This is a genomic window from Mycoplana dimorpha, from assembly GCF_003046475.1.
GTDB classification, from domain to species: domain Bacteria; phylum Pseudomonadota; class Alphaproteobacteria; order Rhizobiales; family Rhizobiaceae; genus Mycoplana; species Mycoplana dimorpha.
Window position 1 is genome coordinate 429631 of record NZ_PZZZ01000002.1, and the last position, 19079, is coordinate 448709.

The following is a 19079-nucleotide window of genomic DNA, read 5'->3' on the forward strand; positions in this document are numbered from 1 at the left end:
AAGGGCTATAGCCCATCAGCACCGACGAGGTGAAGAGACCCGAGAGGCAGCAGGCGGCCGGCATTGATGGACAGCAAGCTGATGGTTCCGGCCCATTCGGGCCTGCTCGATGGCGCGGCGCTCAGGGCGCAATGCGAATTCATCGCCCGCGCCCATGCCGATCATCGCGACCAGATGCGCCAGGCGCTGCTCGCCGCTCTGAAGAAGGCCTACGTCGAGGGCCGCGAGCAGGCGCGCGAACTTCTGTTCACCGACGGCAGCGGCAGCGCCTGTGCCGCTCGCCTGTCATGGCTGCAGGATCAGATCGTCACGGTGCTGCATGAATTTGCGCTGAACCACGTCTTCGGAGCGGTCGCCACGCCGGAATCCGCCCGGATCGCCGTGACGGCGGTCGGCGGCTACGGGCGCGACACGCTGGCGCCAGGATCCGACATCGACCTGCTCTTCCTGCTGCCGGCGAGACCCGCGCCGTGGAGCGAGCCGGCGATCGAGTTCATGCTCTACATACTGTGGGACATGGGCTTCAAGGTCGGCCACGCAACCCGCAGCCTGGAGGAGTGCATCCGCCTCTCCAAGGACGACATGACGATCCGCACGGCGATCCTCGAGGCGCGCTATCTCTGCGGTTCGCGGGATCTGTTCGATGAGCTGACCCGGCGCTTCGAGCACGAGATCGTGAGCGGGACGGGGCCGGAATTCATCGCTGCCAAGCTTGCCGAACGCGACGAGCGGCACGGCAAGGCCGGCGACAGCCGCTACCTGGTGGAGCCGAACGTCAAGGAAGGCAAGGGCGGGCTTCGCGACCTGCACACGCTGTTCTGGATCGCCAAGTATCATTACCACATCCGCGATCCGGAGGACCTCGTCAGGCTCGGGGTACTGTCCCGCCACGAGCTCAAGCTGTTCCAGAAGTCGGAAGATTTCCTGTGGGCGGTGCGGTGCCATATGCATTTCCTCACCGGCAAGGCCGAGGAGAGGCTGTCATTCGACATCCAGCCCGAGATCGCCGCTTCGCTCGGCTACCAGCCGCATCCGGGACTTTCCGCCGTCGAGCGATTCATGAAGCACTATTTCCTGGTGGCAAAGGACGTCGGCGACCTGACGCGGATCTTCTGCGCCGCGCTGGAGGATCAGCAGGCCAAGGAGGCGCCGGGTATCTCGGGTGCGTTCAGCCGCTTCACCCGTCGCAACCGCAAGATCGCCGGCACCCTCGACTTCGTCGAGGACCATGGCCGCATCACGATCGCCGGTCCGGATGTCTTCAAGCGCGATCCCGTCAACCTGATCCGGCTGTTCCACATCGCCGACATCAACGAACTGGAGTTTCATCCCGACGCGCTGAAGCTCGTCACCCGTTCGCTGAAGCTGATCAACAACGCCCTGCGGGAGGATGAGGAAGCGAACCGGCTGTTCCTGTCGATCCTGACCTCGCCGCGCGACCCGGCGCTGATCCTGCGCCGCATGAACGAATCCGGTGTGCTCGGCCGCTTCATACCCGACTTCGGCAAGATCGTCGCGATGATGCAGTTCAACATGTACCACCACTACACGGTCGACGAACACCTCATCCGCTCCGTCGGCGTACTTGCAGCCATCGATCAGGGACGCGAGGCCGAGGCACACCCGCTCACCGCCCAGATCATGCCGGGCCTCGAGGACCGCGTGCCCCTGTATGTGGCCGTGCTGCTGCACGACATCGCCAAGGGACGGCCGGAGGATCACTCTGTCGCCGGCGCCAGGGTGGCGCGCAAGCTCTGTCAGCGCTTGGGGCTGTCGCCGAAGCAGACCGAACTGGTCGTCTGGCTTATCGAGGAGCACCTGCTGATGTCGATGGTGGCGCAGACGCGCGACCTCAACGACCGCAAGACGATCGTCGACTTCGCCGAGAAGGTGCGGTCGATGGAGCGGCTGAAGATGCTGCTAATCTTGACGGTTTGCGACACGCGCGCCGTCGGGCCGGGCGTGTGGAACGGCTGGAAGGGGCAACTGCTGCGCACGCTCTACTACGAGACGGAACTGCTGCTGTCCGGCGGCTTCTCGGAAGTGTCGCGCAAGGAACGGGCGAAGTTCGCCCGCGAGACGCTTGCGGAGGCACTGGTCGACTGGCCCCAAAGGGAGCGCAAGGCCTATGCGCGCCTGCACTACGACCCCTACATGCTGACGGTGCCGCTGGAGGACCAGGTGCGGCACGCCGCGTTCATTCGCGGCGCCGACAGGGCGGGTCAGGCGCTGGCGACGATGGTGCGGACCGATTCCTTCCACGCCATTACCGAAATCACCGTCCTGTCGCCGGACCATCCGCGACTGCTGACGGTGATCGCCGGCGCCTGCGCGGCGGCCGGCGCCAACATCGTCGACGCGCAGATCTTCACCACCTCCGACGGCCGCGCCCTCGATACCATCCTCGTCAATCGGGAGTTCCCGGACGATGCCGACGAGACGCGCCGCGCCGCCAGCGTCGGCCGGATGATCGAGGACGTGCTGTCCGGCCGCAAGCGGCTGCCGGAGGTCATCGCCACCCGCACGCGTGGTCGCAAGCGGTCGAAGACCTTCGTCATTCCGCCGGCGGTGACGATCTCGAACACGCTGTCGAACAAGTTCACGGTCATCGAGATCGAGTGCCTCGACCGCCCTGGCCTGCTTTCGGAGGTGACGGCGGTTCTGTCCGACCTGTCGCTCGACATTGCCTCGGCGCACATCACCACCTTCGGCGAGAAGGTGATCGACACCTTCTATGTGACCGATCTGCTCGGCCACAAGATCACCAACGAGAACCGGCAGAACAACATCGCCGCCCGTCTGAAAGCCGTCATGGCCGAGGAGGCGGACGAGGCGCGCGACCGGATGCCGTCCGGCATTCTCGCGCCGGCCGGCACACTGGCAGGGACAAGAACCAAGCAATGAGTCTGGTCAAGAAATTCGCGACCGTCGGCGGGGCGACGCTCGGCAGCCGCGTCCTCGGTTTCGCCCGCGAAACGCTGATGGCGGCAGCACTCGGCACCGGTCCGATGGCCGATGCCTTCTACGCGGCATTCCGCTTTCCCAACCTGTTCCGCCGGCTGTTTGCCGAGGGCGCCTTCAACGCTGCCTTCGTGCCGCTGTTTGCCAAGGAGATCGAGGCAGGCGGCATCGATGGCGCCAAGCGGTTCTCGGAGGAGGTGTTCGGCGTCCTGTTCACCGTGCTTATGATGATCACCATCGCCATGGAACTGGCGATGCCGTGGCTGGTGGCGTGGATCATCGCCCCGGGTTTCGTCGGCGAACCGGAAAAATTCGGCGTGACGGTGGAACTCGCCGCCGTGATGTTTCCCTACCTGATGTGCATGTCGCTGACGGCGATGCTGTCGGGCATGCTCAATTCGCTGCATCACTATTTCGCCGCGGCAATTGCCCCTGTCTTCCTCAATGTCGTGTTGATCGGCGCGCTCGGCTTGGCGCTGTGGACGGGTGCCTCGCCGCTTCACACGGCGTGGTATCTTTCCTGGGGCGTGCTGGCGGCCGGCGTCCTGCAGATGGCGGTGCTCTATGCCGGCGTGCGCCATGCCGGCATGCGCATCGGCTTCCGCCGGCCGCGGATGACGCCCAACGTCAAGCGGCTGCTGTGGCTGGCGCTGCCCGCGGCGGTGACCGGCGGCATCACCCAGATCAACCAGATCATCGGGCAGATGATCGCCTCCACCAAGGAAGGGGCGATCTCGGTGCTGCAATATGCCGACCGCGTCTACCAGTTGCCGCTCGGCGTCGTCGGCATCGCCGTCGGCGTCGTGCTCCTCCCCGAACTGGCCCGTGCGCTGAAGGCCGGTCACGAGAGGGAGGCGGGCAACCTGCAGAACCGCTCGATGGAGTTCGTGCTGTTTTTGACGCTGCCGGCGGCCGGCGCGCTGTGGGTGATTTCCGACGAGATTGTTCGCGTGCTCTACGAGCGCGGCGCGTTTTCGCCGGAGACGACCTCGGTCGTGGCGGGGACGCTTGCGATCTACGGCCTCGGCCTGCCCGGCTTCGTGATGATCAAGGCGCTCAATCCCGGGTTCTTTGCCCGCGAGGACACGAAGACGCCGATGCGCATCACGATGGTATCGGTGGCCGTCAATTGCGTGCTCGCCGTCTCGCTCTTTCCCTTCTTCTACGAACGCGGCATCGCCACGGCCGAGGCGGCTTCCGGCTGGCTGACGGCGATCGTCCTGTTCGTGACGCTGGTGCGGCGGGGCCACTGGCCGCTCGACAAGGCACTGGCCTGGCGCGTGGTGCGGCTCCTGATCGCGACCGTGGTGATGGCAGTCAGCCTCCATCATCTTGCCGATGCGATGGCCGACCGGCTCGCGCCGACCGCGCCACTGCTCGACCAGGTGTCCGCGCTCGGCATACTGGTGGCCTTTGCAATGACGGTCTACTTCGGGATTGCCTTCCTTATCGGCGGGGCCGATCTCGGCATGATCCGCCGCAACATCAGGCGCACCCCCGCCACGAGGACGGACGTGCCGGAGGGCGGCGAGTAGGGGCCTGATCGCCTTCGCCCTGCGTACACGGCTGCCTCAGCGCATGGCTACAACGGTGGTCGGCTTCGGCTTCTTCAGGCGCGCCAGGCCGCGATTGCAGTAATTCCAGCGTCGGCTCGGTCCGACATCGACATGAACGATGCCGTTGCAATAGGTGCCGATGCCGCCGATGCCCGGCGCCGTCCTGGCCGCGGCCACGATGCGACTGACGGCAACGCCCGGCACGCGGATGTCGGCCGCCATGCACTTGCGGTGATACGAGCCCCGCCGCCCGTTCGAGCGGTGGCCGGAGGTCACGAGCGGTCGCCGTCCCGTCTGCGCAGCGATGTGGGCGAGAACGACGTGCAGCGCCCCGGGAAAGCAGCTGTGCCGCACGCGCGGCGTCTGGGTGGCATAGGCCAGCGTAACCCGCGCTTTCTCCTTCTTGAGAATGATTTTCTGGACTTCGCCGTCAGCCTCCGCATCGAAGGCAAACAATGACGAAAGCGCGAACAGGCTGGCGAGTGCGATGGAACAGGCATTTCCCATGATACCCCTCCCTTTTTTCCCGTCTTGCGTGTTGGCATGGGTCTCCTGCTGTTCTTGCGGGAACTAAAATCCGAAAAAAGGCTTTTGTGGGGATAAAAATGCTAACAGTAGCTAGTACTTATGGAGGATTGCGGTGGCCCCGGTGATCCCGGCTGCGCGCGCGGGAACCATATCCGGCCGCGGCCGGACGGGGCAGCGCGGTTGCCTGGCGGTATTGATTGTGGCCCGGGCGGCGTGCATAAGCACGAGCGTGAACCAGTTGCAGCAGCCGCTGCTTGGGCCCTCCACCAGCCTCACGAGGACAACATGACCGCATTCAAGCCGCTCGTCTTTTCCGGCGTCCAGCCGACGGGCAATCTGCATCTCGGCAACTATCTTGGCGCGATCCGCAAGTTCGTCGCCCTGCAGGAGAACAACGACTGCATCTACTGCGTCGTCGACCTGCATTCGATCACCGCGCAGCTCGTTCACGAGGATCTGCCCGGCCAGATCCGCTCGATTGCCGCCGCCTTCATCGCCTCCGGCATCGACCCGGAAAAGCACATTGTTTTCAATCAGTCGGCGGTGCCGCAGCATGCAGAGCTCGCCTGGATCTTCAACTGCGTCGCGCGCATCGGCTGGATGAACCGCATGACCCAGTTCAAGGACAAGGCCGGCAAGGACCGCGAGAATGCCTCGCTGGGTCTGCTGGCCTATCCGAGCCTGATGGCGGCCGACATCCTCGTCTATCGCGCCACCCACGTGCCGGTCGGCGACGACCAGAAGCAGCACCTGGAACTAGCGCGCGACATCGCCATGAAGTTCAACCTCGACTTCCAGACGAAGATCCGCAGCGCCGGCACCGGCGTCGATATCGTCGTCGGCGAGGAGCCGGTGCACGCCTATTTTCCGATGGTCGAGCCGCTGATCGAGGGCCCGGCGCCGCGCGTCATGTCCTTGCGCGACGGCACCAAGAAGATGTCGAAGTCCGACCCGTCCGACCTGTCGCGCATCAACCTAATGGATGATGCGGACACGATCTCGAAAAAGATACGCAAGGCCAAGACCGACCCGGATGCGCTGCCGGGCGAGGTCGAAGGGCTGCAGGGCCGGCCCGAGGCGGAAAACCTCGTCGGCATCTATGCCGCGCTTGCCGATACGTCGAAGGCGAAGGTGCTGTCCGAATTCGGCGGCCAGCAGTTTTCCACCTTCAAGCCGGCGCTGGTCGATCTCGCCGTCAGCGTGCTCTCGCCGATCACCGGGGAGATGCGCCGGCTGATGGAGGACACGAGCCACATCGACGCGATCCTGCGCAGGGGCGGCGAGCGGGCGCGGGAGCGGGCCGAGAAGACCATGGCCGAGGTGGCCGACATCATCGGCTTCCTGCGGTAAGACGCCGGGCCCGTCGGTATGCGGCTCCTCGGGGCGCTGGGGAAGAGTCGTATGCCGCCCGGCGATCAGGTGGAACGTCTGCGAGCAGTGCGTACCACCTGCCGCCGATGCAGAGGGCGAAGCGGACCAGGAATGCCAATTCCCATCGTTCGGATTTGGTATAAGCTGAAGCAGAATCGACCGAAAGCGAACGTATCATGCTGTCTCGACGACTTTCACGCCTGGAAGGCCATCGCCGGAAGTTCCTGGCGATCGTCGACGATACGCCGGAGTGCCAGCGCGCCATGAATTATGCCGCGGCGCGCGCGAAGAACTCGGGCGGAGCCGTAGTGCTGCTCTATGTGATCCCGACCGGCGATTTTCGCGAGTGGCTGGGCGTCGAGGAGATCATGCGGGCGGAGGCGCGCGAGGAGGCCGAGTCCATTCTCGCCAAAGCGGCGCAGACGCTGCGCGAGTCGCTCGGCATCGAACCGGAGACGGTGATTCGCGAGGGAAATGTAAGCGAGGAGATCAATGCGCAGATCGAGGAGGACCAGGATGTGGCCATCCTCGTTCTGGCGGCAGGTTCGGCAAAGGAGGGACCGGGTCCGCTCGTCTCCTCGCTGGCCGGCCGCAGCGCTGCATTTCCGATCCCGGTGACGGTCATTCCGCAGAACCTGACCGATGAGGAGATCGCTGCGCTGAGTTGATCTGCCGGGGGCTTTGGCGATCGGCAAATCCGTCGCGATGCCTTGATGCGGCGGTCGTAAAGGCCTATGTTCCTTGGAACGGTTCTAAACAATTCCGCCGTGGCGCGCGCCCCGGCCGCAGGAGACGAGACGATGTTCATCCAGACGGAAACCACGCCGAATCCGGCAACGCTGAAGTTCCTGCCCGGCAAGGTCGTGCTGGAGGACGGCACCGCCGAGTTCCGCGACGCGACCGAGGCGGCCGCCGGCTCGCCGCTCGCTGCGCGCCTGTTCGCCGTGCCCGGCGTCACGGGCGTGTTCTTCGGCTACGATTTCATCACCGTGACCAAGGACAACGCCGACTGGCAGCACCTGAAGCCGGCGATCCTCGGTTCTATCATGGAGCACTTCATGTCCGGGCAGCCGATCCTTGCCGGCGGCTCCCAGGGCAGCGACGAAGCCGACGAGGGCGAGTTCTATGACGAGGGCGATGAGGCGATCGTCGCAACGATCAAGGAGCTGCTCGCCACCCGCGTCCGTCCGGCGGTTGCCCAGGACGGCGGCGATATCACCTTCAAGGGGTACCGCGACGGCCGCGTCTATCTCAACATGAAGGGCGCCTGCTCCGGCTGCCCGTCCTCCACCGCCACGCTGAAGCACGGCGTGCAGAACCTGTTGCGCCATTTCGTACCGGAAGTGCAGGAAGTTGAAGCGGTCATGTAATTTCCGGCACCCGCAGCCCGGGTGCCGCCGATGATCCTGCTGGCAATCGATACCTCCGGCAGCGGCTGCTACGCGGCCATCCACGACAGCGACACGGACCGGCCCCTGGGCACGGCCGGCGAAGTGATCGGCCGCGGCCACGCCGAGCGGCTGATGGATTTCATTGACCAGGCGCTGGATAATGCCGGCATGGAAATGACGGCGATCGACCGGATCGCCGTCACGGTCGGCCCCGGATCCTTCACCGGCATTCGCGTCGGTGTCGCGGCCGCCCGGGGGCTGTCGCTGGCACTCTGCGTTCCCGCCGTCGGCGTCAGCACGCTCGCGGCGCTTGCTGCCGCCCACCTGCGCGAACATCCCGGCGCACCGGTGTTCGTCGCCATGGATGCCAAGCGCGGCGAGGCCTATTGCCAGGCCTTCTCGGTCAACGGCGAGCCAGCAGGCGAGGCGACAGTCCTCTCCATAGACGATGCAAGGACGAGGGCCGCTCGTGTCGGCGGCACGGTGATCGGCTCGGCCGCGCCGCTTCTGTCCGGCGCCGAGGCGGCCGGTCCGCCCGACGCGGTGTCCATCGATATCGTCGCGCGCCTCGGTGCAATCGCCGACCCGCAGACCGCGCGACCGAAGCCCTTTTACCTTCGCGGCCCGGACGCCAAGCCCCAGGCCGGGTTCGCCATCGCGAGGGCCTGATTGCCGTGTCGCTGACCGATTTCATTCGCAAGCCGGTGTTCGAAATCTTTCCGCTCGAGGCGGGCGACCGCATGGTGGCCGCCGCCCTGCACAAGGCGCGTTTCACCCGACCCTGGAGCGACGGCGAGTTGCACGCGCTGTTGGCGCAGGACACCGTGTTCGGTTTCGTGGCCTGGCAGGTGAATGCCCTGGCCGGCCGCCCGGCCGGCGGCTTCGTGCTGGCGCGTGCGGCGGCGGGCGAGGCGGAAATCCTGACGATCAGCGTCGATGCACGCTTCGAGCGGAGCGGCCTCGGCTGGCGGTTGATGCAGGCGGCGCTGCGGGAGGCGCGCATGCGCGGCGCCGAGGAGATGTTCCTCGAGGTCGACGAGGGCAACATAGCAGCGCTGCGGCTCTACGACAGGCTCGGCTTTGCCAAGGTCGGCGAGCGCAAGGCCTACTATGAGAGCGCCGGCGGGCGGTCCACGGCGCTTGTCATGAGGCGCGATCTTCGCTAGTCCCGTTGTCACATGTCAGGGCATTCACATATGCCCGGCCGGACTGCGACGGGAAATGGGGCGAATGACAGAACTGGAAAAAACGCTGGAAGAGCTTTGCGTCGAGCGCGGCATGCGCATGACCGAGCAGCGCCGCGTGATCGCCCGGGTGCTGGAGAGCTCCGCCGACCATCCGGACGTGGAGGAACTCTATCGCCGCTCGGCCGAGGTTGATCCGCGCATCTCCATCTCCACCGTCTACCGCACGGTCAAGCTGTTCGAGGACGCCGGGATCATCGAGCGCCACGACTTCCGCGACGGCCGCTCGCGCTACGAGACGGTGCCCGAGGAGCACCACGACCACCTGATCGATCTGAAGAGCGGCCAGGTGATCGAGTTCCACTCGCCGGAAATCGAGGCGCTGCAGGAAAAGATCGCGCGCGAGCATGGCTTCAAGCTCGTCGACCACCGGCTGGAACTCTATGGCGTTCCGCTGAAGAAGGAGGGCGAGTAGGGCGGTCTGCTGATACGCCGCCTGCTCGCGAGACCCGCTTGATCGCCTGGCTCCGCATCGCCCTTGCCCTTTTGTGCCTGACGATCGTGACGCTGGCCTTGCTGCCGGTTCAACTCGTCGCATTGCGCTTCGACCTGAAACTCCGGCGGCGCGTCCCGCGCCTCTGGCATCGCGCCGCCTGCCGGCTGATCGGCCTGAAGGTGCGGGTGCACGGCACGCTGGAGAGGCGCCGGCCGCTGATGCTTGCAGCAAACCACGCCTCCTGGAAGGACATCCTCGTCCTCGGCTCGATCGCCGATGTCGTCTATATCGCCAAGTCCGAGGTTCGCGAGTGGCCGGTGTTCGGTGTCCTTGCCCGCCTGCAGGCGTCGATCTTCGTCGTCCGCGAGGAAAAGCGAAAGACCGGCGAGCAGGTGAACGAGATCGGCAGCCGGCTCGCCGATGGCGAGATCGTCGTGCTGTTCCCGGAGGGGACGACCTCGGACGGCAACCGGCTCCTGCAGATCAAGACCTCGCTGTTCGGCGCCGCGGCGAGCGCGGCCGCCGGAGCGCCCGGCGGCACGGTCTACATCCAGCCCGTATCGATCGCCTATACCGGCATCCATGGCATGGCGATGGGGCGCTTCCACCGGCCGATCGCCGCCTGGCCCGGCGACATCGCGATGGCGCCGCACCTGCTCGGCATCCTGAAGGAGGGGGCGCTCGACGTCGACGTCGATTTCGGCGAGATGATCGCCTACGGGCCCGGCAGCAACCGCAAGGTCGTCAGCCGCGAGGTTGAGGCACGGATTCGCGGCATGCTCGGCGATCGGCTGCGGGGCCGCTGACGGGGCTTCATTTGTCGGGCTTTTTCCACTAAAGAACCCGCCATGACCGACCAGAATTCGACAGGCGCGGTGGCCGGGCAGTCCGCACCCGCCGCAGGCGGCACCCGCAAGGTGTTCGTCAAGACCTATGGCTGCCAGATGAACGTCTACGACAGCGAGCGCATGACCGACGCGCTGTCGAAGGACGGCTATGAGCCGACGACCACGCTCGAGGACGCCGATCTGGTGCTTCTCAATACCTGCCATATCCGCGAGAAGGCGGCGGAGAAGGTCTATTCGCAGCTGGGGCGGCTGCGCGACTTGAAGAAGGCGCGCGCCAAGGAAGGTCGCGAGTTCATGATCGGCGTCACCGGCTGCGTCGCCCAGGCCGAAGGTGGCGAGATCCTGCGCCGCGCCCCGGCCGTCGATCTCGTCATCGGCCCGCAGACCTACCATCGCCTGCCTGAGGCGCTGAAGCGCGCCAAGCAGGGCGAGCGCGTCGTCGATACCGACTATGCGATCGAGGACAAGTTCGAGCACCTGCCGGCACCGAAGAAGGCGCAGACCCGGGCCCGCGGCGTCACCGCGTTCTTGACCGTGCAGGAGGGCTGCGACAAGTTCTGCACCTTCTGCGTGGTGCCCTATACGCGCGGCTCCGAGGTCTCCCGGCCATTGGCGCAGATCGTCGCCGAGGCGGAACGGCTGGTCGAGGCCGGGGTGCGTGAGATCACCTTGCTCGGCCAGAACGTCAATGCCTGGCATGGCGAGGGCGAAGATGGGGTCGAACGCGGCCTCGGCGCGCTTTTGACCCGCCTCTCGCAGATCGACGGCCTGGCGCGCATCCGCTACACGACCAGCCATCCGCGCGACATGGACGACGAACTGATCGCCGCCCATCGCGACCTGCCGAAGCTGATGCCCTATCTGCATCTGCCGGTGCAGTCGGGCTCCGACCGCATTCTCAAGGCGATGAACCGGCGCCACACGGCGGCCGAATATGTCGCGCTGATCGAGCGCATCCGCGCGGTCCAGCCGGATCTCGCCATCTCCGGGGACTTCATCGTCGGCTTTCCCGGCGAGACGGATGCGGACTTCGAGGACACGCTGGAGTTGGTGCGCCAGGTCGGCTATGCGCAGGCGTTCTCGTTCAAGTATTCGGTCCGGCCGGGCACGCCGGGCGCCGAGATGGACGGACAGGTCCCCGAGGGTGTAAAGTCGGAGCGGCTCGAAAGGCTGCAGGCTCTACTGTTCGAGCAGCAGACGGCATTCGCCGCCGGTTGCGTCGGCAAGGAGATCGACCTGCTTCTCGAAAAGCCCGGACGGATGCCCGGTCAACTGGTCGGGCGGTCGCCTTGGCTGCATCCTGTTAATATAGATGCAAATGGCTCCGAAATCGGTGACATTGTAAGAGCACGAATCACCGGAGCCGGCCCGAACAGCCTTTTCGCAGAGGCGATCGGTTGACGGGGCGGCCGACAAGGGAGCCTTGCCGCTTGAACGGACACGAATTGATGATGACATCGCCGCGCCAGTCGAAGCCGCCTGCGACAGACGCAAATCACTTCGTGCTAACCTTCGAGAACAACCGATACGCCAGCGAACTGTTCGGCCAGTTTGACCAGAACCTGAAGCTTCTGGAACAGCGGCTGCAGGTCGATGCGCGCGCGCGGGGCAATTCCGTCGCCATCTCCGGCGATGTGGTGGCGACGAACCAGGCCCGCCGGGCGCTCGACTACCTCTATGGCCGCCTGCAGAGCGGCGGCTCGGTGGAACTGTCCGACGTCGAAGGGGCGATCCGCATGGCGGTGGCCGCCGATGACCAGCTTTCGCTCCCGACGATGGAGCGCAAGGCCAAGCTGACCATGGCGCAGATCTCCACCCGCAAGAAGACGATCGCCGCCCGCACCCCGATGCAGGACGCCTATATCCGGGCGCTGGAGCGCTCGGAACTCGTCTTCGGCGTCGGTCCCGCCGGCACCGGCAAGACCTATCTCGCCGTCGCCTATGCCGCCCAGCTTCTGGAGCGCGGCGCGGTGGACCGGATCGTGCTGTCGCGGCCGGCGGTGGAGGCGGGCGAGCGGCTCGGCTTCCTCCCCGGCGACATGAAGGAGAAGGTCGATCCGTACCTGCGGCCGCTCTATGACGCGCTCTACGACATGATGCCGGGCGACAAGGTGGAGCGGGCGATCACCGCCGGCGTCATCGAGATCGCCCCGCTCGCCTTCATGCGCGGGCGCACGCTTGCCAATGCCGCGGTCATCCTCGACGAGGCGCAGAACACCACCTCGATGCAGATGAAGATGTTCCTGACGCGTCTCGGCGAGAACGGCCGCATGATCGTCACCGGCGATCCGAGCCAGATCGACCTGCCGCGCGGCGTCAAGTCCGGCCTGGTGGAGGCGCTGCACATCCTGCAAGGCGTCGAGGGCGTGTCGGTAGTCCGCTTCAAGGATGCGGACGTCGTGCGGCACCCGATGGTCGCCCGCATCGTGCGGGCCTACGAATCCCAGAGCGCCGTACAGGATGAAAGCGAGCACCTGGACCGCTGAGGCGGTCCTGATCTCCATGAGTGAAATCGATATCCAAATCAGCGTCGAGGAAGGCGCTTGGCCCGACGAGGCGACGCTCCGATCGCTGAGCGAGCGCGTCATCGGGGCCGCGGCGCGCCACCTTGGGAAGGAGGAGGGGCAGCCCTTTCCGAGCGAGCCGCCGGAACTGTCGCTGCTGTTCACCGACGACCCGTCGATCCGCACGATCAATGCCGAGTGGCGTGGCCAGGACAAGCCGACGAATGTGCTGTCGTTCCCCGGATCGCCGCTCCAGCCGGGCGGCATGCCGGGGCCGATGCTTGGCGACATCATCCTCGCTTACGAGACCCTGCAGCGTGAGGCGGGCGAGTTGGGCAAGCCCTTCGACGATCACCTGACGCATCTTCTGGTGCATGGATTTCTCCATCTCTTCGGTTATGATCATATGGAAACCGACGAGGCCGAAGAAATGGAGGGGCTCGAGACTCGCATTTTGGGTGAGCTTGGCCTATCTGACCCCTACGGGCACGACCCGGTTTGACAGTCTGGAACCATGAGCGATTTGAGAACACAGCCGCTTTCGGCTGAAACGAGCGAGGCCGGCGCCTCAGATCAGGACGACGGGGGCAGTACGCCCAGGCCGGAACCTCAGTCGAGGCCGGCCCCATCCTTCTGGGCGCGGGCGACGCGCTTCTTCCGCAACAGCGATGCCTCGACGCTGCGGCACGACCTTGCCGAGGCCCTCAAGACTTCCGACCCGGAAGGCGATGCGGCCTTCTCGCCCGAAGAGCGGGCGATGCTGCACAACATCCTGCGCTTCCGCGAGGTCAGGGTTGAGGACGTGATGGTGCCGCGCGCCGACATCGAGGCGGTCGAGCAGGACATCACCATCGGCGAACTGATGGTGATCTTCGAGGAATCCGGCCATTCCCGCATGCCGGTCTATTGCGACAGCCTGGACGATCCGCGCGGCATGGTCCACATCCGCGACCTGCTCGCCTATGTGACCCGGCAGGCGCGCAACAAGCGGCGCACCGGCGCAAAGAACGGCGCCGCCGCCAAAAACGGCGCCACACCGGCCCCGGCCGCGAGCGACAAGACCGTGAAGGCGCCTAGGGCCCAGTTCGATCTTGCCCGCGTCGATCTCGGCAAGACTGTGCTGGAAGCCGGAATCATCCGCCCGGTGCTGTTCGTGCCGCCGTCGATGCTCGCCTCCGACCTGATGGGGCGCATGCAGGCCGGTCGCATCCAGATGGCGCTTGTCATCGACGAATACGGCGGAACGGATGGGCTCGCCTCGCTGGAGGACATCGTCGAGATGGTCGTCGGCAACATCGAGGACGAGCATGACGACGACGAGGCGATGATCACTCGCGTCTCCGACGACGTGTTCATGGTGGATGCCCGCGCCGAACTCGAGGAACTGGCAGAGACGATCGGCAGGGATTTCGACATTCGCGAGCAGCTCGAGGACGCCGACACGCTCGGCGGCCTGATCTTCGGGTCACTCGGCCGCATCCCGGTTCGCGGCGAGGTCGTGCAGGCGATACCGGGCTTCGAATTCCACGTGCTCGATGCCGATCCGCGCCGGGTCAAGCGGGTGCGGATCACCCGCAAGCGGCCGCCCGCCCAGCGTCGCCGGCAACCGAGGCCGGAAGGAGAGATTGTCCCGGCCGTGCCGGAGCACGTGCTCACCGAAAGCGGCAAGACCGAGGGGAATGCCTGACGCGGCAACGGAGGCTCCGCCGTTTGCCCGCCCGGGTGCACAAGCGGGCTCGCCGACACTGCCGTCCCGCCTCCCGCTGGCGGCGGGCCGCCGGCGGGCCTGCTGTGGGCGACAAGCGTCCCTTTTTTTGAAAGACTTGCCGCGCTGATTCGCGAAAGAGCGAGAGGGGACGGAATGAAGCGTCTGTCAGGCAGGGTCATGCTGCTGTCCGGGTGGACGCGGGCGCTGGTCGCATTCCTTGCCGGCCTGTTCGGGGTGCTGGCACTGCCGCCGTTCGGCTTCTTCGCCGCCCTGTTCGTCTCCTTCACGGTACTGGTGTGGCTAATCGATGGGGCGAGCGGCGATCCGGACGCCGGCGTGCTGCGCCGGCAGGCGCCGGCTTTCCGCGTCGGCTGGTGCTTCGGCTTCGGTTACTTCCTCGGCGGATTGTGGTGGCTCGGCAACGCACTGCTGGTGGAGGCGGACGAATACGCCTGGGCGCTGCCGCTGGCCATCCTCGGACTGCCCGCATTCCTGGCGCTTTTCTACGGTCTGGCGACGGCGCTTGCCCGTCTGTTCTGGTCTGACGGAGTGGGGCGCATTCTCGCATTGGCAGCCGCGTTCGGACTGGTCGAGTGGCTGCGCTCCTGGCTGTTCACCGGCTTTCCGTGGAACGCGGTGGGCTATGGCGCCATGCCGGTGCCGTTGATGATGCAGCCGGCTCGCTTTCTCGGCATCGCTGGAATGAACGTGCTCGCTGTTTTCGTCTTTGCGGCTCCCGCGTTGGTGTGGACCGGTCGCGGCAAGCGCCTCGGCCTGTCGCTCGCCGGTCTGCTGCTCGCGCTGCAGGCGGGCTACGGCTTGTATGTGCTCCACGTCCTGCCGGATCCGGCCGACAGCGGCGTGACCGTCCGCCTCGTGCAGCCGGTGATCGATCAGTCGGCAAAGCTCGACGACGCGCAACGCGCCGCGGTCTTCGAGAAGCATCTGGCGCTGACGAGCGCCGCCGCTAGCGGCAAGCGCCCCGACATCGTGGTGTGGCCGGAGACCTCGATTCCCTTCATCCTCACCGACAATCCGGATGCGCTCGCCCGCATCGCCGAGGTGCTGGAGGACGATCAGGTGCTGCTGGCCGGTGCGGTTCGGGTTGAGGAAGCGGGCGCTGGCAAGCCGCCGCGCTACTACAATTCAATCTATGCGATCGACGGCCGGGGACAGATCCTCGGCGCCGCGGACAAGGTCCATCTCGTTCCGTTCGGCGAATACATGCCGTTCGAGGGCCTTTTCATGTCCTGGGGGGTCGATGCGGTTGCCGCCATGCCGGGCGGCTTTTCCGGTGCGCGGCTCCATCAGGTGCTGACGCTTCCCTCGCAACGTTCCTTCTATCCGCTGATTTGCTACGAGGCGATCTTTCCGGGCGAGATCGACGCCGCCGCCTTCGGCACGGATGCGCTCCTGAACATCACCAACGATGCCTGGTTCGGCAACACGCCCGGCCCCTACCAGCATTTCCACCAGGCTCAGTTGCGTGCCGTCGAGACCGGCCTGCCGCTCGTGCGCGCTGCCAATAGTGGCATCTCCGCGGTTGTAGATTCGAAAGGCCGCACTATATTAGGACTTGCTTATGACAAGGATGGTTTCATCGACGCAGCCTTACCGGGAACAAGCCCGGCGTTTCCTGATAAACTATCACAAAACCTCTGGTTTTGGGGTCTAGTTGCAATCTTTTTCACAGGGGCGGCGATTTCTCGCATTGGTTTTATCCGGTGGGCGAATTGACCGAAAACCCCTAAAATTGCATAGTGGCGGTCGCCGGTGTCTTTTTCGTATTATCAGTTCCGAGGCTATCTTCGGGTACAACGTGACGTTAGGTCTTATGATCGATGCCGGGCAATACGGGGCCATTTCGCACGTTAGGACACAGCAATGATTGAGAACAAGAAGAAGCCGAACCCGATCGACATTCACGTCGGTAGCCGGATCCGCCTTCGCCGCACCATGCTCGGCATGAGCCAGGAAAAACTGGGCGAAAATCTGGGAATCACCTTCCAGCAGATCCAGAAGTACGAGAAGGGCACGAACCGCGTCGGCGCCAGCCGCCTGCAGAACATTTCCAGCATTCTCAACGTGCCGGTTTCCTTCTTCTTCGAGGATGCGCCGGGCGATAGCTCGGGCAGCCAGCCCGGCATGGCCGAGGCCGCCAGCTCGAACTATGTCGTCGATTTCCTGTCGTCTTCGGAAGGCCTGCAGCTGAACCGGGCTTTTGTGAAGATCGCCGACCCCAAGGTGCGCCGCAAGATCGTCGACCTGGTCAAGGCGCTCGCCGCCGAGGCCGAAGTCGAATAGCGGCTCGCCGCCTGACAACCTGCGACTTTCAAGAAAACGGCTCTTCGGAGCCGTTTTTCTTTGCCTGCACGACTAAAAGATAATCGGACATAAACATATGTTTATGTCGTTCTGCGCTTGTTTTTGGGGCTTGAAATGACTAAGACGGGACATCTTCATTGAGGGGAATTCCCGTATGCGCAGCAACTACCTCTTCACCAGCGAGTCCGTGGCCGAGGGACATCCCGACAAGGTCTGCGATCGAATTTCCGACGAGATCGTCGACCTGGTCTATCGTGAGGCGAACAAGACGAAGTTCGATCCCTGGTCCGTCCGCATCGCCTGTGAGACGCTCGCGACCACGAACCGCGTGGTCATTGCCGGCGAAGTGCGGCTGCCGCCGAGCCTCCTGAAGAAGGACAAGGACGGCCGCGACGTCATCAATCCGGCCAAGTTCAGGGCCGTCGCGCGCAAGGCGATCCGGGATATCGGCTACGAGCAGAGCGGCTTCCACTGGAAGACCGTCAGGATCGACGTGCTGTTGCACGCCCAGTCCGATGATATTGCCCAGGGCGTCGACAACGCTGCCGACCACCAGGGCAACGAGGGTGCCGGTGACCAGGGCATCATGTTCGGCTATGCCTGCCGCGAGACGGCGGAGCTCATGCCGGCCCCAATTTACTATTCCCACCGCATCCTTCAGCTGCTCGCCGACGCCCGCAAGAAGGGCGACGGCGACGTCGCCAGGCTCGGCCCCGATGCCAAGAGCCAGGTGACGGTGAAGTATGTCGACGGCAAGCCCGACGAGGTCAGTTCGATCGTTCTGTCGACCCAGCACCTCGATGACAGCTGGGACTCGACCAAGGTCCGCAAGGTGGTCGAACCCTATATCCGCGAGGCGCTTTCCGACATCCGCATCGCCGACGATTGCAGATGGTACATCAATCCCACCGGCAAATTCGTGATCGGCGGCCCGGACGGTGACGCGGGACTGACCGGCCGCAAGATCATCGTCGACACCTATGGCGGCGCCGCCCCGCATGGCGGCGGTGCATTCTCCGGCAAGGACACGACCAAGGTGGACCGCTCGGCGGCTTACGCGGCACGCTATCTCGCGAAAAACGTTGTCGCCGCGGCCTTGGCCGAGCGCTGCACCATCCAGCTTTCCTATGCGATCGGCGTGGCCCAGCCGCTGTCGATCTATGTCGACCTGCACGGTACCGGCAAGGTGACCGAGGATCAGGTCGAAGCGGCGATCCGCAAGGTGATGGACCTTTCGCCGTCCGGCATCCGCCGCCATCTCGACCTCAACAGGCCGATCTATGCCAAGACCTCGGCTTACGGCCATTTCGGCCGCAAGGCCGGCCGCGACGGTTCGTTCTCCTGGGAGAAGCTGGACCTGGTGAAGCCGTTGAAGGATGCGCTGAAGGCCGAGACGCTGAAGGCCGCCGCCTGATCGCCCTTTACGGGTCGCCCGGGAAGACTGTAAAGCGGGTGCCTCCTTCAAGGAGACGCCCGCTTTTATCGTGAGAGACACAGCCATGACAGATCAGCAGCACCCGGTTCGCGCCACCGAAGCCTTCTTCGGGCGACGCAAGGGCAAGCCGCTGCGCGAGCGGCAGGCGCAAGGCATGGCTGCGCTGCTGCCGGCCCTGAAGCTCGATCTTGGGACGCCAGCGCCGTCCAGTCTTTCTGCACTGTTTCCTGTTCCGGTGGACGAGGTGCGTCTGGAGATCGGCTTCGGCGGCGGAGAACATCTCGTCCACCGAGCGCAGGAAAGGGCGAATACCGGGTTCATCGGCGTCGAGCCCTTCGTCAATTCAATGGCGAAGTTTCTGTCCCGCGTCGACGATCTGGGGCTGAAGAATGTCCGCGTCTATGATGACGACGCGACCGAGGTTCTGGACTGGCTGCCGGCGGCGTCGATCGACCAGATCGACCTGCTCTATCCCGATCCCTGGCCGAAGCGGAAGCACTGGAAGCGCCGCTTCGTCTCGGCGGTCAATCTGGACCGGTTCGCCCGGGTGCTGAAACCCGGAGGGCGGTTCTGCTTTGCGTCCGACATCGACACCTACGTCAACTGGACGCTGTTGCATTGCGGGCGACACCCGGCCTTCGAATGGATGGCGGAAAACGCCAGCGACTGGCTGACGCCCTTTGTCGGCTGGCCCGGCACCCGTTACGAGGCAAAGGCCCGGCGCGAGGGCCGGAGCTCGGCCTATCTCACCTTCAGGCGGGGGTGACCCGAC

18 protein-coding genes are annotated in these 19079 nt (G+C 65.1%); 17 read left to right on the plus strand and 1 reads right to left on the minus strand.

Annotated elements, in window-relative coordinates:
• The first annotated feature begins 81 nt into the window (after nucleotides 1–81).
• Together C7449_RS05645 and murJ are read left to right on the plus strand one after the other, a co-directional pair.
• The gene (locus C7449_RS05645; protein WP_108002072.1) at nucleotides 82–2904 is read left to right on the plus strand and encodes a [protein-PII] uridylyltransferase; all 2823 of its coding nucleotides are present in this window, start codon (nucleotides 82–84) and stop codon (nucleotides 2902–2904) included.
• Complete coding sequence (gene murJ / locus C7449_RS05650; protein WP_108001801.1) at nucleotides 2901–4496, plus strand: murein biosynthesis integral membrane protein MurJ; 1596 nt, start codon at nucleotides 2901–2903, stop codon at nucleotides 4494–4496. Before C7449_RS05645 ends, murJ begins: the two co-directional genes overlap by 4 nt.
• A 36-nt stretch (nucleotides 4497–4532) precedes the next feature.
• Here the strand turns inward: murJ and C7449_RS05655 are convergent, their stop codons facing one another.
• A complete protein-coding gene (locus C7449_RS05655; protein ID WP_108001802.1) occupies nucleotides 4533–5024 on the minus strand; it encodes a YcbK family protein in 492 nt (163 codons plus the stop codon).
• Between the two features lie 306 nt (nucleotides 5025–5330).
• Between C7449_RS05655 and trpS the strand changes: the two genes are divergently transcribed.
• From trpS to trmB, 15 genes are all read left to right on the plus strand, one after another.
• On the plus strand, nucleotides 5331–6395 hold the full coding sequence (gene trpS / locus C7449_RS05660) for a tryptophan--tRNA ligase (RefSeq protein ID WP_108001803.1): 1065 nt from the start codon (nucleotides 5331–5333) through the stop codon (nucleotides 6393–6395).
• 197 nt (nucleotides 6396–6592) lie between these two features.
• Nucleotides 6593–7084 carry a universal stress protein gene (locus C7449_RS05665; protein ID WP_108001804.1) on the plus strand — a complete coding sequence of 164 codons (492 nt, stop codon included), beginning with the start codon at nucleotides 6593–6595 and terminating at the stop codon, nucleotides 7082–7084.
• 132 nt (nucleotides 7085–7216) lie between these two features.
• Entirely contained in the window at nucleotides 7217–7786 is a 570-nt protein-coding gene (locus C7449_RS05670; RefSeq protein ID WP_108001805.1) for a NifU family protein, read from the plus strand.
• A gap of 30 nt (nucleotides 7787–7816) precedes the next feature.
• Complete coding sequence (tsaB, locus tag C7449_RS05675; protein WP_108002073.1) at nucleotides 7817–8476, plus strand: tRNA (adenosine(37)-N6)-threonylcarbamoyltransferase complex dimerization subunit type 1 TsaB; 660 nt, start codon at nucleotides 7817–7819, stop codon at nucleotides 8474–8476.
• A 5-nt stretch (nucleotides 8477–8481) separates the two neighbouring features.
• Nucleotides 8482–8973: a GNAT family N-acetyltransferase gene (locus tag C7449_RS05680; protein ID WP_108001806.1), complete on the plus strand. Its 492-nt coding sequence runs from the start codon at nucleotides 8482–8484 to the stop codon at nucleotides 8971–8973.
• A gap of 64 nt (nucleotides 8974–9037) precedes the next feature.
• On the plus strand, nucleotides 9038–9466 hold the full coding sequence (locus tag C7449_RS05685) for a Fur family transcriptional regulator (RefSeq protein ID WP_108001807.1): 429 nt from the start codon (nucleotides 9038–9040) through the stop codon (nucleotides 9464–9466).
• 38 nt (nucleotides 9467–9504) lie between these two features.
• Nucleotides 9505–10293: a lysophospholipid acyltransferase family protein gene (locus C7449_RS05690; protein WP_108001808.1), complete on the plus strand. Its 789-nt coding sequence runs from the start codon at nucleotides 9505–9507 to the stop codon at nucleotides 10291–10293.
• 42 nt (nucleotides 10294–10335) lie between these two features.
• Nucleotides 10336–11736 (plus strand): tRNA (N6-isopentenyl adenosine(37)-C2)-methylthiotransferase MiaB, encoded by a 1401-nt coding sequence (miaB, locus tag C7449_RS05695; RefSeq protein WP_108001809.1) that lies wholly within the window; start codon nucleotides 10336–10338, stop codon nucleotides 11734–11736.
• 29 nt (nucleotides 11737–11765) lie between these two features.
• Nucleotides 11766–12821, plus strand: a complete 1056-nt coding sequence (locus C7449_RS05700; RefSeq protein WP_108001810.1) for a PhoH family protein — start codon at nucleotides 11766–11768, stop codon at nucleotides 12819–12821.
• Nucleotides 12822–12837: 16 nt separating this feature from the next.
• The gene (gene ybeY / locus C7449_RS05705; RefSeq protein ID WP_108002074.1) at nucleotides 12838–13341 is read left to right on the plus strand and encodes an rRNA maturation RNase YbeY; all 504 of its coding nucleotides are present in this window, start codon (nucleotides 12838–12840) and stop codon (nucleotides 13339–13341) included.
• Nucleotides 13342–13353: 12 nt separating this feature from the next.
• Complete coding sequence (locus C7449_RS05710; RefSeq protein ID WP_108001811.1) at nucleotides 13354–14526, plus strand: hemolysin family protein; 1173 nt, start codon at nucleotides 13354–13356, stop codon at nucleotides 14524–14526.
• A 174-nt stretch (nucleotides 14527–14700) separates the two neighbouring features.
• Nucleotides 14701–16284 carry an apolipoprotein N-acyltransferase gene (gene lnt, locus C7449_RS05715; RefSeq protein ID WP_108001812.1) on the plus strand — a complete coding sequence of 528 codons (1584 nt, stop codon included), beginning with the start codon at nucleotides 14701–14703 and terminating at the stop codon, nucleotides 16282–16284.
• Nucleotides 16285–16431: 147 nt separating this feature from the next.
• Nucleotides 16432–16851 carry a helix-turn-helix domain-containing protein gene (locus C7449_RS05720; protein WP_108001813.1) on the plus strand — a complete coding sequence of 140 codons (420 nt, stop codon included), beginning with the start codon at nucleotides 16432–16434 and terminating at the stop codon, nucleotides 16849–16851.
• A gap of 175 nt (nucleotides 16852–17026) precedes the next feature.
• The gene (gene metK / locus C7449_RS05725; protein ID WP_108001814.1) at nucleotides 17027–18286 is read left to right on the plus strand and encodes a methionine adenosyltransferase; all 1260 of its coding nucleotides are present in this window, start codon (nucleotides 17027–17029) and stop codon (nucleotides 18284–18286) included.
• 85 nt (nucleotides 18287–18371) lie between these two features.
• Entirely contained in the window at nucleotides 18372–19073 is a 702-nt protein-coding gene (gene trmB, locus C7449_RS05730) for a tRNA (guanine(46)-N(7))-methyltransferase TrmB (protein ID WP_108001815.1), read from the plus strand.
• The last annotated feature ends 6 nt before the right edge of the window (nucleotides 19074–19079 follow it).

Bases quoted from the DNA above. Each gene is read 5' to 3' on its own strand.
- C7449_RS05665 (WP_108001804.1), top strand. From the start codon at position 6,593: ATGCTGTCTCGACGACTTTCACGCCTGGAAGGCCATCGCCGGAAGTTC.
- trpS (WP_108001803.1), top strand. From the start codon at position 5,331: ATGACCGCATTCAAGCCGCTCGTCTTTTCCGGCGTCCAGCCGACGGGC.
- C7449_RS05645 (WP_108002072.1), top strand. From the start codon at position 82: ATGGTTCCGGCCCATTCGGGCCTGCTCGATGGCGCGGCGCTCAGGGCG.
- ybeY (WP_108002074.1), top strand. From the start codon at position 12,838: ATGAGTGAAATCGATATCCAAATCAGCGTCGAGGAAGGCGCTTGGCCC.
- C7449_RS05685 (WP_108001807.1), top strand. From the start codon at position 9,038: ATGACAGAACTGGAAAAAACGCTGGAAGAGCTTTGCGTCGAGCGCGGC.
- murJ (WP_108001801.1), top strand. From the start codon at position 2,901: ATGAGTCTGGTCAAGAAATTCGCGACCGTCGGCGGGGCGACGCTCGGC.
- C7449_RS05655 (WP_108001802.1), bottom strand. From the start codon at position 5,024: ATGGGAAATGCCTGTTCCATCGCACTCGCCAGCCTGTTCGCGCTTTCG.
- miaB (WP_108001809.1), top strand. From the start codon at position 10,336: ATGACCGACCAGAATTCGACAGGCGCGGTGGCCGGGCAGTCCGCACCC.
- C7449_RS05670 (WP_108001805.1), top strand. From the start codon at position 7,217: ATGTTCATCCAGACGGAAACCACGCCGAATCCGGCAACGCTGAAGTTC.
- metK (WP_108001814.1), top strand. From the start codon at position 17,027: ATGCGCAGCAACTACCTCTTCACCAGCGAGTCCGTGGCCGAGGGACAT.
- lnt (WP_108001812.1), top strand. From the start codon at position 14,701: ATGAAGCGTCTGTCAGGCAGGGTCATGCTGCTGTCCGGGTGGACGCGG.
- tsaB (WP_108002073.1), top strand. From the start codon at position 7,817: ATGATCCTGCTGGCAATCGATACCTCCGGCAGCGGCTGCTACGCGGCC.
- C7449_RS05720 (WP_108001813.1), top strand. From the start codon at position 16,432: ATGATTGAGAACAAGAAGAAGCCGAACCCGATCGACATTCACGTCGGT.
- trmB (WP_108001815.1), top strand. From the start codon at position 18,372: ATGACAGATCAGCAGCACCCGGTTCGCGCCACCGAAGCCTTCTTCGGG.
- C7449_RS05710 (WP_108001811.1), top strand. From the start codon at position 13,354: ATGAGCGATTTGAGAACACAGCCGCTTTCGGCTGAAACGAGCGAGGCC.